This is a genomic window from Saccharopolyspora sp. ASAGF58 (genome assembly GCF_012277335.1).
In the GTDB taxonomy this organism is placed as follows: domain Bacteria; phylum Actinomycetota; class Actinomycetes; order Mycobacteriales; family Pseudonocardiaceae; genus Saccharopolyspora; species Saccharopolyspora hattusasensis.
Map to the genome: position 1 here is coordinate 2,825,670 of NZ_CP040605.1, position 15,822 is coordinate 2,841,491.

Here is a 15,822-nt window from a genome sequence, read left to right on the forward strand (position 1 = left end):
GGGTACGGGAAGTGCAAAAAGGCCTGTAACTCGGGGATCGAATGCGCGGAATGCCGGGATCCGCTATGTCGCGAATCCCGGCATTCAGTCGCTCACTGCGTTCAGGCTCAGAGACCCAGGTCCAGCGGCGCGGCCGAGGTGGCGGTGTGCGCCACGCTCTCGAGGCCGCCACCGACGACCGGCAGGTCGCTCGGGGCCGACAGGGTAGAGGTCGCGTGCTCGACCGGCAGGGCGGAGACGTCGCCAGCCGGCAGCCCGGAGGTCACGTCCTCGACCGGCAGGGCGGAGACGTCGCCAGCCGGAATTCCGGGACCGTCGCCAGCCGGCACGTCGCCGACGACCGGCACGTTGCCCACGACGTTGGTCGCGTCGCTAACGACGCCGCCCACGTTGGTGATGTTGCCACTGGCGACGTTGGCGACCACGTCGCCGACGACCGGGGCGGTGGCAACGATCGCGGTGACGTCGCCGACGACGTTGCCCGCGACCGGGACGTTGGCAACGATCGCGTTGACGTCACCAACGGTCACGTCGCCCACCACGTGGGTGACGTTGGCGGTGATGTCGCCGACGACCGGGGCCTCGTTGGCGATGTTCAGGACGTCGACGTTGGTCGAGTTGCCGACGATGTTGATCACGTCGCCGTGGACGATGGAGGCGGCACCGGAGGTCAGGTCGACGCTGGTGTCGAAGACGTGGGTGGCGGTCTCGTTGGCCTGGGTGACGTTGCTGCCCACGATGCTGCCGACGATGTTGCCGTTGGCGATGTCGTTGTTGCTGGCGATGTCGTGGACGCTGATCAGGTTGAACGAGTCCGTGTAGTTCTTCTCGATGTCGACATCGACCTTGTTCGACGGAGCCGGAGCCGGAGCCGGGGCCGGGGCCGGCGGCAGGGTGGCGTCGACGTCGTTGTCCTTGCCGTAGTCGGCGGGGGTGGGCTTCAGCATGGTCAGTTCTTCCTGCTCGATTGGATGTGCGGGATGCAGTTGGTTGATCGCGACGTGCTGGGTGCTCGCAGCGAACTTCTCGACGCTGCTCTGGAGTGAGCGGTCGTACTCCGCCACGACCTCGACCGGCGCGTAGTCGAGAACCAGTGACGTGGCTTGGAGTACGTCTGTCGCGGTCATGCCCCCGAGGCCGGCCTGACCCAGCGTGGCTTGCGGATCGGCGTCGAAGGCCGACCGGGCGGCCGGGTCGCTGACGAGGCGCGTGAGGAACTCGTACAGCGTCGGCTCATCCGATTGGCCGGTGGTGGAGTGCTTCCCGGGGCCGGTGGTGGAGGACTCGGCATGACCGCTCGTGTGCTGAGGGTTCACCATCGTTGGGCCTCCCGATGCTCAGCGGTACTCGGATGGGTGTCCGAGTGAGGTCATGCGGTCCCTCACTCCTGTGTTGATCACCGTAGGGGCGGGAGCCTCCCGGGCCATCGGGAACGACTCCTAGTTATCAGGATCTCTATTAGGGGATCGGGTAGGTGATCCATTGGGGGGTAGCTTGGGGTGTCCGACACCTGTGTGTAACCGCGTGCACGCTAAATTGTGTCCACCCTGCACCACGCGGGCATCGCCCGTTGGTGGCCGATTCGGTAACACGAAGGGATTGCATGCCTTACGTCCTGGGCATTCATCTGGGCGCCACGGCGACCACGGCTGCCATCGCCCGCCGCGACGGCAGCCGGTGGGCGGCGGCCGTGCCGGTCCCGCTGGAGGCCGGTCCGGTGGTGCCGACGGTGCTGTGCAAGGTGCAGGACGGGTCGTTCCTGGCCGGGGAAGCGGCCCAGCGGCAGGAGATCGCCCACCACGAATGGGTCACGCGCGGCTTCACCGCGCGGCTGGGCGACGACCTGCCGGTATTGGTGGGCAGCGAGTTCATCCCGGCGCAGCGGCTGGCCGCCACCATGATCGAGTGGGTGGCCGACGCGGTCGCGCACCGGCAGGGGCATCCCGCCGAGCACATCGCCATCGCGCACAGTGCCACCTGGGGTCCGCATCGCACCCGGCTCGTCCACCAGGCGTTGGTCCAGCTGGGGCTGACGGACGTCACGATGGTGGCCGAACCGATGGCGGTCGCCCTGGACTACGCGGCCAAGCAACGCGTTTCCGAGCACGAACCGGTCGTCGTCGCCAACGTCGGCGGCAGCGGCTTCGACGTGACGGTGCTGCGGCGGCGAGAGCCCGGGTTCGAGGTGGTCGGCTCGCCGCTGAACGCCGATCATCCCAGCGGCCAGGACCTGGACGACGAGATCTTCGCCGTCGTGCGCGCCGAATTCGGCGACCGGCTGGACACGCTGGACCTCGGCGACCTCAACCATCGGGCTGCCCTCGCGCACCTGCGTGCCGAGTGTGTTCGGGCAAAGGAAGCGCTGTCGCACCAGCCGGGCGTGCAGCTGCGGGTAGAACTGCCTGGGGTGCGAACAGAATTCGCGTTGTCGCGCTCGCGGTACGAGCAGCTCGCCCGGCCGCACCTGGAGCGGGTGCCCGAGCTGATCTTGCAGGCGGTGCAGTCGGCAACGCTGTCGCCGGACGACCTCGATTCCGTGGTGCTGGCGGGCGGAACTTCGCGCACGCCGCTGCTGAAGAAGCTGGTGGCCGAGCGGTTGAAGCTGCAGCCGCAGGTCGACGTCGCGCCCGAATTGGCCGCGGCCGGCGGGGCGGCGCTGGCGGCGGTGCAGGTGCTGTCGACCGACACAGACGAGGGTTCGGTGGCCGAGACCAGCGTGCTGATGCGCATCGAGGGCTCCGAGGAATCGTTCGACCTCGATGCCGAACTGGTTGCCGCGCCGCGTCCGCCGGTCGAGGTGGAGCCGATGCCGGTGGAAACACGGGACGAGGATCGCGCCCGCCGGATCAAGATCATTAAGCTGTCGATGGCAGCCGCACTGATCATCGGCGGCCTGCTGCTCACCTTCTTGCTGCCCAATGGTTTCAGCGGCGTGCTCGGCGCGATCCAACACCTGCGCCAGTGACCCGGATGACAAGGACTCCAGGCGTGAACCAGTCGACGACCTCCCGGCCCGCCCCGATGCCGGACGGGCACGCGGCCGGGCTGCGGTCGGCGATCGCCGCAGACCCGACCGCGTCGCTCGTCGCCGGGATCCAGGGCGCCGGGGGATATGGAAAGACGGTGCTGCTGGAGCAGCTCGCGCGCACCTACCGCGACGCTGGGGTGGCGGTGTTCGGTGCGAACGAGCTCGCCCGGGCCGACGAAGGCGCCGTGCTGGTCGACGACGCCCACCGGCTGGACGCAACGGTGCTCGGCGAGCTCCGCGAGATCGCCCGGCGGCCCGGGGCGCGATTGGTCTTCGCCTACCGGCCGGGGCCGCGACCTGCGGCGTTGGCGGAGCTGATCGGCGACCTCGGCGCGCCGGTGCTGCTCGCCGCGCTCGGGCGCGAGGAGATCGCGGCGCAGGCCGGAGGGGCGGCGCCGGAGTGGATCGGCTGGTTGCACGCGCAGACCGGGGGCGTCCCGCGCTACGTGAGCAGGGTGCTCGCGACCGCCGAGCCGGGCACGGCGGAGCTGCCGCCCCGCGCGCTCGACCAGTTCCAGCACGACCTGGACCAGCTCGGCGGAGCCGGCTCGGAGTGCGTGACGGCGATGGCGGTCGGCGCGACCCCGCACCCCGACCTGCTCGCGGCGCTGCTGGAACTCACTCCAGAGGCGGTCGGTTCCGCGCTGCTGGCGATCCGGGCCAGCGGATTGGTCGGCGCTGATGACGTGCTGCTGCCGATCGCCCGCGCGGCCGCGCTGCGGCTGACGCCGTGGGAACTTCGGCTGCGGGTGACCCGTCGCCTCGTCGAAATCCAGCTGGCGCGCGGCGGTTCGGTGCTGCCGCTGGTCCGCCCGCTGCTCGGGGCAGACATCGCGTTGCTGCCGGAATCGACCCTGGCGGCGGCGTTCGAGAAAGCCGGCGAGGAGGCCTTGCAGTCCGCGCCGCACCTGGCGCGACGGCTGCTCGCCGCTGCGGTGTCGGCCGGAACTCCACCGGCTTCGGTGGCGGCGCGGCAGGCACGTGCCGCCGCCGTGGCCGGTGATCTGGACGAAGCGTTGCGGCTGGCCGATCAGGTGATCGTCGACGATTCGGTGCCGGACAGGGAGCTCGGCGTGCAGGTCGCGGCGAGCGTCCTGGCGCACCGGGGGCTGCTCGAGCGCTCGGCGGAACTGTGCCGGTGGTCGGTGGGGCACTTGCGCTGGCCCGGAGACCGGGCGTTCGCCGCGGTGGGCCTGATCGGAGCCGGTCGGTTGGGCGACGCCGAGGAGCTGCTGCGTTCCTCCGACGACGCCGGGCCGCCGACGTCGATGACCGGTGCCGCCGCGCAACTCGCCGCCGGAGTCCGGGAATCGGTCGTGGGATCGGCCGCGACGGCACTGTCCACATTGGTGCGATCCGCATCGCTGTCGGAGCCGGTGGGGCGCGGTGCCCTGGTGCCGGACAGCCCGGCGGCGGTCGCCGCACTGGTCGCGCTGCACTGCGGCGAACTGGACGTCGTCCAGTCCACTTTGGACAAGGCGATCGGCTCCGGCTCCGGCGGCCCACTGCTGCACTACCGGCACCGGCTGCTGGCGGCGTGGTTGCCGCTGTTGCGGGGCGACACGGTGGCCGCCCGCGCGAACCTCCCCGTGGCCGAGCTGGCGGCGCGAGATCGGCTGCTGGCAACCGCGATCGAGGCTGGTATCGCGAGCCGGGACAACGACACGGCGGCCCTGGCCGCCGCCCGCGGTCGGGCCCGGCAGGCCGTCGCCGAGCACTCGGTGGACCTGTTCGCCCTGCTGCCGTTGGGAGAACTCGTGGTCGCCACGGCGCGGCTGCGGGACCAGGACTGGATCGCGCCGTACCTGGCGGAGGCGCGAGCGCTGCTGGACCGGCTCGGCAACCCTCCGCTGTGGACATCGATGCTCACCTGGAAGCGCCTGCAGGCGGCGGTCGTGCTGGAGGAGCTGGACGAAGCGCAGCAGCTTGCGGCGGAGCTGGGCGGCATGGCGCACCACAACCCACTGGCGGCGGCGATGGCCGATGCCGCCGGCGTGTGGCTGCGAATACTCGCGGGGCAGGTGGACCAGGACGAGGCGGAGCAGGCGGCGCGGGCGCTGCACGCGGCCGGGCTGGCGTGGGACGGAGCGCGGCTGGCGGGGCAGGCGGCGATCCGCACGGCGGATCGGCGCGCGATGCTCGCGCTGCTGGAATGCGCCCGGGCGTTGCAAGGCAAGCCGCCGCGGCCGCGTGCGGTACGCGGCGCGATGTCGGCGGAGACCGACCTGCTCAGCGAGCGGGAGAAGGAAGTCGCGGAACTGGTGCTGGCCGGGTTGACCTACAAGCAGGTCGGCAAGCGCCTGTTCATCTCGGCGAAGACGGTGGAGCACCACATAAGCCGCATAAAGCAACGCCTCGGCTGCGCCAACCGCGAAGACCTCCTCAACCGCCTCCGCGAACTCCTCGGCCACTGACGAAACGGGCCCGTGCGCCTTTTGAGCAGCTCTGCCAACAGCTATGTCAACGCAACGGACTCACCTGGAAGGTGTGCCGTCTATGAGCGTGTAGGTTCCGTTCGCTTCATCCGTTTCCTGCTGCTCTCACGCTGTCGTGGTGTGAGGTGAACGGTCCGTTCGCCTCACTGGCCGCGGGGTGTGGGCAGGTCGAGAAGATGCCGGCCGCGGAGGGCGGCGGCCTCCAGCGTCGGCTGTACCCGTTCGAGGACCTTCGACATCGGCGTGACCTCCCCGGGAAGGCGACAGGTCCTGCCGAGGTTACCCGCAGGTAGCTATGGTGCGGGACACGGCGGGTCGGCTTTGACCTCGAGCAAGCTCTAAGTCGTAGCGTGGCGTGAAGTCCTGCGAGGGGCGACAGGCGCAGCTCCGGGTGAAAGGATCAGTGCATGACGGTGACCGTGGTGGGGATCGGCGGATCGGTCCGGCCGGATTCGCAGTCCGAGCGAGCCCTGAATGCCGCGCTCGCCGGGGCGCGTGAAGCGGGGGCGAAGGTCCACGCGATCACGGGCAGCAGCCTGTCGATGCCGTTCTACGACCCGCAGCTGACCGAACGCACCGACAACGCGCTGGAGCTGGTGGACGCCCTGCGGACCGCGGACGGCGTCATCCTCGCCTCGCCGGGCTACCACGGCACGATCTCCGGGCTGATCAAGAACGCCCTGGACTACGCAGAAGACCTGCGCGGCGACGACCGCCCTTACCTGGACGGGCGAGCCGTGGGTTGCATCGGCATCGCGTACGGCTGGCAGGCGACGGTCACCACGCTGCAGGCGCTCCGCTCGGTGGTGCACGCCCTGCGAGGCTGGCCGACGCCGCTCGGCGGAGCGGTGAACTCGGCCGAAACGCAATTCGAGTCCGGCGGCGAGTGCGCAGACGAGAAGGTGGCGAACGTCCTCCGCGCCATCGGCCACCAGGTGGTCGACTTCGCCAACCGCGGCTGATCTCCTGCCTGGCGCTGGGGGTGGCGGAACCACGCACGCAAGCCTGGGCGCGTCCATGACCTGCGGCTTCGGCGTTGCCCTCGCCGGATAACGTCCGCGCAGGGGGTTGAGCGGTGTGGCGCTCGCGACAGATCCCCACGGCCCTGCATACCGCTTCGAAGTGCGCGGGTACCTCACAGGCAGCACCCTCGAAGGGTCTGCTCGCGTTGGAGGAGGTAGCAGCGCTCATGGCTCAGAAGACCGCTTCGAAGAAGGCCCCGATCACCAGCCCGCTGGGCGACGACCAGGACCGGGAGATCACCGGCAAAGTGCTGCAGGGCACGCTGCTGGACATGATCGACCTGCACCTGGTGGCGAAGCAGGCGCACTGGAACGTCGTCGGCAGGTTGTTCCACGACGTGCACCTTCACCTGGACGAGCTGGTCACCACCGCGCGCGGCTTCGCCGACGACGTCGCGGAGCGCGCCGCCGCCATCGGCATCTCGCCGGACGGGCGCGCCTCGACGGTTGCCGACGGCTCCGGGGTGCCGAAGTTCGACTCGAACTGGCGCAGCGATCGCGAGGTGGTCGAGGCGATCACGAAGACGTTGGCGGAGCTGAACCGTCGGCTCCGCGAACGCATCGACGAGACCGACAAGACCGATCTGGTGACCCAGGACCTGCTGATCGGCATCGCGCGGGAGCTGGAGAAGTCGCACTGGATGTGGCAGGCCCAGCTCGCAGAGTAGCGCCGGACCCGTGGGTGCCTTCGGGCATGGTGGGAACTCGTCTTGAACCAGCGCCTCGTCGTCGACCACCAGGACGCGGATCATTCTTGCGCCGCAACAGGAAACCGAGCGGTCCCCGCGAGTCCGCCTCCGAGGCCGGTTGGGCCGTGAACTCGCCCTCGAGCAGCTCGACGCGTTCCCGCGGGCCGACGGGCGCCCGTGCCGCTGCTGCGGCAGCGGCACGACCAATTGTGCCGCCCGAGGGTGCCCCTCAGCTCGAAAAATTCACCCGGATCGGCTTGGTGCGTTGGCCTTCCCGGCGCCCGCAACGGGTCAGACGCGGCGGGCTCGTTCGTATTGCTTGGGCCAGATGTTGTCCGCGTGCAGGCGGTCTGCCGCTCGCAGCGGCCAGTGCGGGTCCCGGAGGAGTTCGCGGCCGAGCAGCACCGCGTCCGCCGAGCCGGATGCGACGATCTCCTCCGCCTGCTCCGGCGAGGTGATCAGGCCGACCGCCGCCGTCGGGACGTCCGCCTCCGCGCGGATCTGGCGGGCGAAGCGCACCTGGTAGCCAGCGCCGATCGGAATGTCGGCCTTGGGCACCGCGCCGCCCGTCGAGACGTCGATGAGGTCCACCCCGCGCTCCGCCAGCAGCGCCGACAGCTTCACCGAGTCGTCTCCGGTCCAGCCGCCGTCGGCCCAGTCGGTCGCCGAGAGGCGGACGATCAGCGGCTTGTCGGCTGGCCAGGCCGAGCGCACGGCTTCGCTGATCTCCAGCAGGGCTCGCACCCGGTTGTCGAAGTCGCCGCCGTAGCAGTCGGTCCGGTCGTTGACCAGCGGGGAGTAGAACTGATGCGCCAGGTAGCCGTGTGCGAAGTGCAGCTCGACGACGTCGAAGCCCGCCGCTTCCGCCCGGCGCGCCGCCGCCGCGAACTGTTCGGGCAGCTCGGCGATCTCGCCTTCGGTCAGCGCGCGCGGCGCGGCCTGGGTGCCGAAGGCGTTGCCGGTCGAACTGACCGTCTGCCAACCTCCCTCGGACGGCGAGACCGACTGGCCGCCCTCCCACGGCGGGGTCGTCGACGCCTTGCGGCCGGCGTGCGCGAGCTGCACCCCGGTCGCCGCGCCCTGCGCGTGCAGGAAGTCGTTGATGCGCCGCCACGCCGCGACCTGCTCGTCGTTCCACAGCCCGGTGTCCTGCGGGCTGATCCGGCCTTCCGGGACCACCGCGGTCGCCTCGCTGATGATCAGCCCGGCGCCGCCGGTGGCGAACTGGCCGAGGTGCACCAGGTGCCAGTCGTCGGGCACGCCGTCGGTGGCCGAGTACTGGCACATCGGCGAGACCCACACGCGGTTCCGGATGACGACGTCGCGCAGCTTGATCGGTTCGAAAAGATGGCTCACGAGCGGCATTGACGCTGCGGCGGAACGAGGTATTCCGACGCGCCGTCCATCTCACAATGCGGGCTCCCGGCGCGCCTCAGAGCTTGCCCAGCAGCTCCTCGAAGGCGGCCGCGACACGGGCGGTGTCGCCGGTGGCGAGCAGGTCGAGCAGCAGGCCGCGCAGCGCCGCGAGCGCCAGCGTCGCCTCGGCATCCGAACCGCCGAGGCCCTGCCGGAGCCGGGGCAGCCATTCGCGGACGCTCGTCTCCGAAGCCGTCCCACGCGCCGCCGCGGGCGTGCCCCTCATCGCCGGCCCTCTCGGTTGCCGTTGGGAGGTCGTAGTGGGAGTGCGCGCGCTATTCCGCCGGTTCTGGCCGTTCCTGCGCCGGGATCGGTTGGCGTTGTCGCTGGCCGGGGCCCTGCTCGTGGTGTCCGCGCTGATGGACACCGCGGGCGTCTGGATGTTCATGGTGCTCACCGACGATGCGCTGGCCACCGGCGAACTCGCCGCCTTCTGGGCGCCCGCCGCGGCCTGGCTGGGCATCGCGGTGGTGGGTGCCGCCGCGTCGTGGGGCGGCGAAATCCTGTCCGCCAAAATAGCGGAGAAGTTCTTGCTGCGACTCCGCTCGCACGTTTACGAGCACGTTCAGAAAATGCCGCCGCACTTCTTCGCAAGACGCAAAACGGGAGACCTGATAGCCCGTTTTTCCGGAGATGTCGAAGCGGTCGAAAGGCTGGTCGCTTCGGGATTGCTCGAAACGGTCGCCGCTGTCGTAGGCGTCGTTCTGTACGCGGGCGCCGCTTTGTACTTGCGCTGGGACCTGGCGCTGCTCTCCTTCGCGCTCGCGCCGGTTTTCTGGATCGTTGCCAGGAATTTTTCGAAGAAGATCCGGTCCGTTTCCACCGAGGAGCGGGCCGCCAACGGGGCGATCAGCACCGTGGTCGAGGAAGGGCTGTCCAACATCGAGCTGGTGCAGGCGTACAACCAGCAGGAGCGGCAGGCCACGAAGCTGCACGCCCAGTCCGTCCGCTGGTTCCGCGCGAAGCTCGCCGAGGCGCGGCTGTCCGCCCTGTACGCGCCGCTGGTCACGGTGGTCGAAACGATCTGCATCCTGCTGGTGATCGGCGTCGGCATCTGGGAGATCTCGGCGAACCGCATCACCATCGGCGGGCTCCTGGCCTTCTCCGCCTACCTCGGCTACCTCTACCCGCCGCTGCAGAACCTCGGGCAGATCACCATGACCGTGACCGCCGTGCGGGCGGCCTCGGAGCGGTTGGTCGAGATGCTGGACCAGCACCCGGCCGTGCCCGACGACGGCAGTCGGCAGCTGCCCGCCGGCCGGAACAGGGGAATTCGTTTCGAGCGCGTCGGATTCCGCTACCCGGGCGATGCCCGGGGGCGAGCCGGTCCCGCCAGTGGTCGGGGTGGGTGCGGAGTGGACGGCTCATCCAGGAACAGCACCTCGGGCTTGTGGATCAGACCCCGTTGGTGCCGACGACCATGCCGCTGCCCAACGCGAAACCGCGGAGCGCGATCGAGACGAGGGATCCCCGTCGGTTGACGCCCATCGCCACCCCCCTCTTCGATATTGCGCGAAACGACCTCGATTCCTGCGACTTCGAGCATCCGCCAGCCGGGATCGCTACCGGATCGGACCGGTCGCCGGGGTCGGAAGCCCCTGGCGTCAGCCGCCGCGCCGTGCCCATGCTGCTGGCATGCCGTCGGACGATGTCCACGCCGTCCGCTCAGCCACCACCGTGACGTGTCACTACAAGCGCGCCGGGGTGTCGCCGCCGATCGAGATGCTGGAGCGGTTCCGGGTGCTGGCCCGGAAGCGGGCCGCCGGGCGGGTGCTGGACATCGGGGCGTTCCGTCTCGAAGACCTGCTGGCCTACCACCACGTCTCCTACCTCGCGATGCTCGACGCGAAACCCGACCTGCGCGGCGAACGTCCCGACTTGCCCACCGAATTCATCGACGGAGACCCGGCGAGCCTGCCGTTCCCGGACCGCGCCTTCGACGTGGTGGTCTGCCGGTTCTCGCTGTGCAGCACGGGAAAACCGGAATCGGCGCTGACCGAGATCGGCCGGGTGCTGCGGCCGATCGGCCAACTGCTGTTCCTCGAGCACACCCGGGCGCCCGGCGTCGTCGGCGAGGCGCAGGACCGGGCCCAGGAGATGCTGCACGGCTGCCGCCGCTGCCGTCTCAACGTCGAGGTGCTGGTGCAACTGCAACGCGCCGGCCTGGTGGTGCGCCGCGCCGATTGGTACTGGCCGTCCGCGCACGTGCGCGCGCCGCTGGTGCAGGGCGTCGCCACCCACCCCGACCCCCAGTACGAGCGCGAACTGGGGTGGTTGCGCAACCCGATTCGCAGGACAGGAGACCCGTTGTGGCCAGGAAGATAGCGGACTGCCGCAAGTACCCGAGCGAGGTCAACTGCTCGCTCACCATCATCGGCGAGGAAGAAGAGGTCCTGCGCGCCGCCACCGAGCACGCGGTGTCGGTGCACCAGCACGAGGACACCCCCGGACTGCGGGACCAGATCCGCGAGCTGCTGGTTGACGAGCAGGCCGCCGACGGCGTGAGCTTCGTGCAGCTCATCGAGTTCAAGACCGGCAAGGAGGCCGAGCTGAACAAGCTGATGGACGACTGGGAGGAAGCCACTGGAGGCAAGCGCACCGCGAAGCGAGCGGTGCTGGCCCGGGACCACGAGTACCCGGGGAGCTACTACGAGTTCGTCGAGTTCCCGTCCTACGACGAGGCGATGCGAAATTCTCGGCTCCCGGAGACCGACGAGATCTCCCGCAAGATGCGCGCCCTATGCGACGAGGAACCGACCTTCCACAACCTCGACGTGGTCCGGGCCGAAACTCTGTGACCCGGACAAGCAGACCCAAATTCCGCAGTGCGGAACCCAAGTTCATTTTGTGCAATTTCAATGGAAATCGGACCTCCGATTTCAATTGAAATTGTGCTACCTGGAGCTTGGGTTCCGCATTGCGGAGTCTTATCGAGGATCAGCCGATGCCGACGGCGCGGCGGGCGAAGTGGATCTCCGCCGCGACCTGGCGGAGAGTTTCCGCCACCACCAGCGAGCCGTGGCCCGCGTCGTAGCGGTAGAACTCGAACGGGATCTCCCGCGGCCCCAACCGGTCCAGGTAGTTCAGGATCTGCTGGATCGGGCAGCGCGGGTCGTTGTCCCCGGCCAGCACCAGCACCGGCGCCCGCACCTCGTCCACGTAGGTGATCGGCGAAGCCTTCCGGTAGACCTCTGGCACGTCTTCCGGCGAGCCGCCGAAAAGCGCCCGGTCGTAGGCCCGCAGCGGCTCCATCTCGTCGGCGTACGCCGAGACGTAGTCGGCCACCGGCACGCCGGCGACGCCGCCGGCCCAGCGCTCCGGCTGCGTCCCCAACGCCAGCAGCGTCAGGTAGCCGCCCCACGACGCACCCGCGACGACGCTCAACGCCGGCGTGGTCAGCCCCGCCTCGATCGCCCAGTCGTGCACCCGCGCGACGTCGGCCAACTCCGTCAGGCCCGGCCGGCCCTCGATGGCGTCCCGCCACGCCGAGCCGTACCCGGTCGAACCCCGATAGTTGATCTCCACCACGGCGAACCCGGCGTCCAGCCAAGCCGCCCGGTAGGCGGAGAACCGGTCCTCATCGGCCGCGTGCGGCCCGCCGTGCAGGTTGAACACCGTCGGCAACGGCCCTTCCCCGGCGTCAGCCGGGCGCGCCACCAGCGCGTGCACCGTCTCGTTCGGCCCGTACGGGACCTCGACGAACACGTCGTTGACGGCCTCCGAACCCGGCGCGCGGTCGCCGGGCGGCGTCAGCAGCACCCGGTCCTCACCGTCGCGCGAAACCGTCCGCACCAGCGAAGGCGTCGCCGCCGACGACCACACGTACTCCACCGAGTGGTCCGGGCGCACCGACGCGCCCGCCGCCGTGCCCGGCGGGGTCGCCAGTTCGGTGAGGGTCTCTTCCGCGAGTTCGTAGCGGTGCATCGTGGTCCGCGCGTGGTGGGTGTGCGCGATCAGCAGCGCCTTGCCGTCCGGGTACCAGTCGGCGGAGACCTCACCGGGCAGGTCGAGCTTGATCTCGCTCTCGGTGTCCGCAGCGACGTCCCAGATCAGCAGCTCCTCCTTGCCGCGCCGCTCGTGCAGCACCAGCAGCCGGGGGTCGCCGGTGACCGGCGCGAACGCCAGCGCGTCCAGGCCCTTGCCGGGGCCGTCCCACTTCTCGGCGACCTCGGAGCCGTCGACGCGCAGCACCCGCAGCGCGGGGTGGCGGCTGTCGCCGTGCTCGGAGTGCGAGATCACCACCATCGACTCGTCCCAGGACATGGCGGACAACCCGCCGTCCTGCTCGTGCTGGTAGAGCACCTCCGGACGGCCGCCGTCGCGCGTCACCCACACCGTCACGCCGTCGTCGGTGGACATCCCCACGCCGATCACCGACGACCCGAGCTCCAGGCCCGCCGGGTACCCGGGGTGGGTGTCCGGCAGACCCGGCCGGGTCTCACCGGAGACGAACGGCTCGACCACCCAGCTGCCGAACTCGTCGCCGTCGGTGTCGTCGAACCACCAGACCTGTTCGCCGTCCGCGGACAACGTGCCGTGGAACGTCCCCTGTGGACGGTCGGTGATCTGGCGATGCTCGTCGGAGTCGCGGTCCCATGCGTAGATCTCCCAGGTACCGCTGACGTTCGACACGTACAGGCTGCGTTGCGCCGCGTCCCGCGCCCAGTCCGGCAGCGACACGCGGGGCGCACTGAACCGGGCCCGCCAGCGGGCCTCGCGATCCGGGTCTTCGAACAGCTTCTTGGGGATCTGCGCTTCGGGGTAGGTGCTCACGCCTCGATACTGCCCGATGACGCAGCCACCTGCGGAGCAGGTGCACCATCACCCGTTCGACTGAAGCGACGCGATTTCGCGAGAAATTGACCGTCACCCGGGTGAACGCCAATTTCTCGCGAAATTGCGCACCCCCCAGGTCGGCGTCAGCGACGCATCTCGAACAGGGAAGCAGCCGACCTCCACGGCCCGCACATGCACCACCGCGACCTCCGGGGCCATCAGGAGATCGCCGGCCGTGCGCTCGGACAGCTTGGTGTTGCCGTAGAGCAGAACCAGCCTGGAGAAACGAAAGTGGCCTTGGCCGAATACTCCGGCCAAGGCCACTTTCTGCGTCGGGGTGGCGGGATTTGAACCCACGACCTCTTCGACCCGAACGAAGCGCGCTCCCAAGCTGCGCCACACCCCGATCTTCCAGCGGTGAACATATCGGGTGCTCGTCCAACCGCTGGATCATAGTTTAGCGGACGCTCTCACCTGCCCCGAACGGGGTCCTCTTATGGGTGTTTTCGCTGGTAGATGTCGGTTTTTCGGACCTCGGGAGCAAGGTCAGCAGGGTGGCCTCCGGCGGGCAGGCGAAACGCACCGGCGCGTACGGCGAGGTGCCCAGCCCGGCCGACACGTGCAGGTGCATGCGCTCGCCCCAGGTGGACGCGCCGCGCGCCCGCGACCGGTCCAGCTCGCAGTTGGTCACCAGCGCCCCGTAGCCGGGCAGCCGCAGCTGCCCGCCGTGGGTGTGACCGGCCAGCACCAGGTCGTAGCCGTCCTCGGCGAACGAGTCGAGCACCCGCGGCTCGGGGGAGTGCGTCACGCCCAGGCGCAGCTGGACGTCGGCGGGCGCGGGCCCGCCGATCAGGTCGTAGCGGTCCAGGTCCAGGTGCGGGTCGTCGAGCCCGGCCAGGTGAATCCGCATCCCGGCGACCTCGATCTCGTGCCGCCGGTGCGTCGCGTCCAGCCAACCGCGCTCGGTCATCGCCGCCCGCAGGTCGCGCCACGGCAGCGATTCCCCGTGGATGCGCTTGGCCTTCCGCGACGGCAGCAGGTAGCGGGCCGGGTTCTTCGCGGTCGGCCCGTAGTAGTCGTTGCTGCCGAAGACGAAGATGCCCGGCCGGTCCAGCAGCGGTCCCATCGCACGCAGCGCCGCGGGCACCGCATGCGGGTGCGCCAGGTTGTCGCCGGTGTTGACCACCAGATCCGGGTCCAGCTCGGCGAGGGCGGCCACCCACCGCTGCTTGGACCGCTGGTTCGGGGTCATGTGCAGGTCGGAGATGTGCAGCACGCGAAGCGGTGCCGCGTCCTCGGCGAGCACCGGCAGCGTCGCCTGCCGCAGCGTCCAGTGGCGACGTTCGATCGCGGCCGAGTAGGCGACCGCGGCGGCGCCGAGAGCGCCCGTGCTGAGCAAAATCCGCCCGAACTTGTTCACCCCACCAACCCTACGACGACACCGCCTCCGGCGACTGACGGCCCGTTACCGACGGTGCCGACCCGGAGATCGAGGTCGTGGCCGGCCGGCGCGCCGGCAGCGGGATAATCGCCGCATGGCCGAGCTCAAGGACAAGCTGCGCGCGGACCTTTCCGCCGCGATGAAGCAACGCGACACCACCGTCACCGGGGTCCTGCGGATGGCGCTGGCCGCCGTCAGCAAGGAGGAGGTCGCCGGCAAGCAGGCACGCGAGCTCACCGACGAAGAGGTGCAGCGCGTGCTGAACAAGGAGGCCAAGAAGCGGGACGAGGCCGCGGAGGCGTTCCGCGGGGCCGGGCGCGCGGAGCAGGCCGACGCCGAGCTCGACGAGGCGGAGATCCTGCGGCGTTACCTGCCGAAGCCGCTGGGCGACGACGAGTTGGCGCAGCTCGTCAGGGACGCCGTCGCGGAGGTCGAGGGCGAAATCGGCGAGCGGCCGGGCATGAAGCAGATGGGCCAGGTCATGAAGGCGGCCAACGCAAAGGTGGCGGGCCGCGCCGAAGGCGGCAAGGTCGCAGCCCTGGTCAAGGCCGAACTCGCCGACTGACACCCGAGGTCTTGTTCTCGCTGGTCACGGGGTCGTGGGTTTTTCGGGGCGCCATACCAGCCCGCAGCGAACGCGGGCGGTGGACATGGTGGACATGGTGGACTGGTGGCCCCGGAGGAAGCGGAAGCGCTCCGCCAAGGCGCTCAGGCGCCCCGCCGACTCGGCCGCCCGCGCATCGACGGCGCGGTCGGCCCGGTCGACGTCCGCCAGGCCAGTGCCAGCAGGAGCGCACCGCAGATCGGGAAGTCCTCCAGGTGCGGTGACGTCTTCGCGAGGGGCGCGGCGAGCATCGCGGTCAGGGCGTGCGGGAGTTCCTCGGCGAGGTCGAGCCGCCCGTGCTGGGCGTAGGCGATCACCGCGACGGCCGGGTTCTCCAGGACCCACGGCAGTAGGCCGCGCGGGTCGGCGCGCAAGACCTGGCTCTCCAAGGTTTCGCGGCCGGTCGGCGGC

The 15,822-nt window shown here is 70.0% G+C and carries 15 protein-coding genes and 1 tRNA gene; 8 read left to right on the forward strand and 8 right to left on the reverse strand.

The annotated features are described in order from the left end of the window. Positions 1–107: 107 nt before the first annotated feature. The gene (locus FDZ84_RS13345; protein WP_168586162.1) at positions 108–1,319 is read right to left on the reverse strand and encodes an IniB N-terminal domain-containing protein; all 1,212 of its coding nucleotides are present in this window, start codon (positions 1,317–1,319) and stop codon (positions 108–110) included. Between the two features lie 284 nt (positions 1,320–1,603). Here FDZ84_RS13345 and FDZ84_RS13350 point away from each other — a divergent pair, with 284 nt between their 5' ends. The 4 genes from FDZ84_RS13350 (at position 1,604) to FDZ84_RS13365 (ending at position 7,153) form a co-directional block, all read left to right on the forward strand. Then, complete coding sequence (locus tag FDZ84_RS13350; RefSeq protein ID WP_246868988.1) at positions 1,604–2,965, forward strand: Hsp70 family protein; 1,362 nt, start codon at positions 1,604–1,606, stop codon at positions 2,963–2,965. Between the two features lie 23 nt (positions 2,966–2,988). After that, a complete protein-coding gene (locus FDZ84_RS13355; protein WP_246868989.1) occupies positions 2,989–5,442 on the forward strand; it encodes a helix-turn-helix transcriptional regulator in 2,454 nt (817 codons plus the stop codon). A gap of 428 nt (positions 5,443–5,870) precedes the next feature. Continuing rightward, positions 5,871–6,425: an NADPH-dependent FMN reductase gene (locus FDZ84_RS13360; protein ID WP_168586163.1), complete on the forward strand. Its 555-nt coding sequence runs from the start codon at positions 5,871–5,873 to the stop codon at positions 6,423–6,425. Between the two features lie 227 nt (positions 6,426–6,652). Next, the gene (locus FDZ84_RS13365) at positions 6,653–7,153 is read left to right on the forward strand and encodes a Dps family protein (protein WP_168586164.1); all 501 of its coding nucleotides are present in this window, start codon (positions 6,653–6,655) and stop codon (positions 7,151–7,153) included. Positions 7,154–7,465: 312 nt separating this feature from the next. Here FDZ84_RS13365 and FDZ84_RS13370 read toward each other — a convergent pair whose 3' ends face one another. Together FDZ84_RS13370 and FDZ84_RS13375 are read right to left on the reverse strand one after the other, a co-directional pair. Next, positions 7,466–8,539: an NADH:flavin oxidoreductase/NADH oxidase gene (locus FDZ84_RS13370; RefSeq protein WP_168586165.1), complete on the reverse strand. Its 1,074-nt coding sequence runs from the start codon at positions 8,537–8,539 to the stop codon at positions 7,466–7,468. Between the two features lie 67 nt (positions 8,540–8,606). Then, the gene (locus FDZ84_RS13375; RefSeq protein ID WP_246868990.1) at positions 8,607–8,816 is read right to left on the reverse strand and encodes a hypothetical protein; all 210 of its coding nucleotides are present in this window, start codon (positions 8,814–8,816) and stop codon (positions 8,607–8,609) included. A 34-nt stretch (positions 8,817–8,850) separates the two neighbouring features. Here FDZ84_RS13375 and FDZ84_RS13380 point away from each other — a divergent pair, with 34 nt between their 5' ends. The 3 genes from FDZ84_RS13380 to FDZ84_RS13390 all read left to right on the forward strand — a co-directional run bounded on the left by FDZ84_RS13380 (position 8,851) and on the right by FDZ84_RS13390 (position 11,388). Then, positions 8,851–10,071, forward strand: a complete 1,221-nt coding sequence (locus FDZ84_RS13380; RefSeq protein WP_168586166.1) for an ABC transporter ATP-binding protein — start codon at positions 8,851–8,853, stop codon at positions 10,069–10,071. Positions 10,072–10,225: 154 nt separating this feature from the next. Next, positions 10,226–10,915 carry a class I SAM-dependent methyltransferase gene (locus tag FDZ84_RS13385; RefSeq protein ID WP_168586167.1) on the forward strand — a complete coding sequence of 230 codons (690 nt, stop codon included), beginning with the start codon at positions 10,226–10,228 and terminating at the stop codon, positions 10,913–10,915. Further along, positions 10,900–11,388, forward strand: coding sequence for a DUF1059 domain-containing protein (locus FDZ84_RS13390; RefSeq protein WP_168586168.1), 489 nt, complete (start codon positions 10,900–10,902; stop codon positions 11,386–11,388). Before FDZ84_RS13385 ends, FDZ84_RS13390 begins: the two co-directional genes overlap by 16 nt. 139 nt (positions 11,389–11,527) lie before the next feature. On the opposite strand, the gene FDZ84_RS13395 is transcribed toward FDZ84_RS13390, so the two are convergent. The 4 genes from FDZ84_RS13395 to FDZ84_RS13410 all read right to left on the reverse strand — a co-directional run bounded on the left by FDZ84_RS13395 (position 11,528) and on the right by FDZ84_RS13410 (position 14,786). Next, complete coding sequence (locus FDZ84_RS13395; protein WP_168586169.1) at positions 11,528–13,363, reverse strand: prolyl oligopeptidase family serine peptidase; 1,836 nt, start codon at positions 13,361–13,363, stop codon at positions 11,528–11,530. A gap of 93 nt (positions 13,364–13,456) precedes the next feature. Further along, the gene (locus FDZ84_RS13400; protein ID WP_168586170.1) at positions 13,457–13,723 is read right to left on the reverse strand and encodes a DUF1203 domain-containing protein; all 267 of its coding nucleotides are present in this window, start codon (positions 13,721–13,723) and stop codon (positions 13,457–13,459) included. Further along, positions 13,699–13,772 (reverse strand) — tRNA-Pro (locus FDZ84_RS13405). Before FDZ84_RS13405 ends, FDZ84_RS13400 begins: the two co-directional genes overlap by 25 nt. A gap of 51 nt (positions 13,773–13,823) precedes the next feature. After that, positions 13,824–14,786, reverse strand: coding sequence for a metallophosphoesterase (locus FDZ84_RS13410; RefSeq protein WP_168586171.1), 963 nt, complete (start codon positions 14,784–14,786; stop codon positions 13,824–13,826). A gap of 115 nt (positions 14,787–14,901) precedes the next feature. Between FDZ84_RS13410 and FDZ84_RS13415 the strand changes: the two genes are divergently transcribed. Continuing rightward, on the forward strand, positions 14,902–15,372 hold the full coding sequence (locus tag FDZ84_RS13415; RefSeq protein WP_168586172.1) for a GatB/YqeY domain-containing protein: 471 nt from the start codon (positions 14,902–14,904) through the stop codon (positions 15,370–15,372). 143 nt (positions 15,373–15,515) lie between these two features. Here the strand turns inward: FDZ84_RS13415 and FDZ84_RS13420 are convergent, their stop codons facing one another. Continuing rightward, positions 15,516–15,785 (reverse strand): hypothetical protein, encoded by a 270-nt coding sequence (locus FDZ84_RS13420; protein WP_168586173.1) that lies wholly within the window; start codon positions 15,783–15,785, stop codon positions 15,516–15,518. Between the last annotated feature and the right edge of the window lie 37 nt (positions 15,786–15,822).

Bases quoted from the DNA above. Each gene is read 5' to 3' on its own strand.
- FDZ84_RS13345 (WP_168586162.1), bottom strand. From the start codon at position 1,319: ATGGTGAACCCTCAGCACACGAGCGGTCATGCCGAGTCCTCCACCACC.
- FDZ84_RS13350 (WP_246868988.1), top strand. From the start codon at position 1,604: ATGCCTTACGTCCTGGGCATTCATCTGGGCGCCACGGCGACCACGGCT.
- FDZ84_RS13360 (WP_168586163.1), top strand. From the start codon at position 5,871: ATGACGGTGACCGTGGTGGGGATCGGCGGATCGGTCCGGCCGGATTCG.
- FDZ84_RS13365 (WP_168586164.1), top strand. From the start codon at position 6,653: ATGGCTCAGAAGACCGCTTCGAAGAAGGCCCCGATCACCAGCCCGCTG.
- FDZ84_RS13370 (WP_168586165.1), bottom strand. From the start codon at position 8,539: ATGCCGCTCGTGAGCCATCTTTTCGAACCGATCAAGCTGCGCGACGTC.
- FDZ84_RS13375 (WP_246868990.1), bottom strand. From the start codon at position 8,816: ATGAGGGGCACGCCCGCGGCGGCGCGTGGGACGGCTTCGGAGACGAGC.
- FDZ84_RS13385 (WP_168586167.1), top strand. From the start codon at position 10,226: ATGCCGTCGGACGATGTCCACGCCGTCCGCTCAGCCACCACCGTGACG.
- FDZ84_RS13415 (WP_168586172.1), top strand. From the start codon at position 14,902: ATGGCCGAGCTCAAGGACAAGCTGCGCGCGGACCTTTCCGCCGCGATG.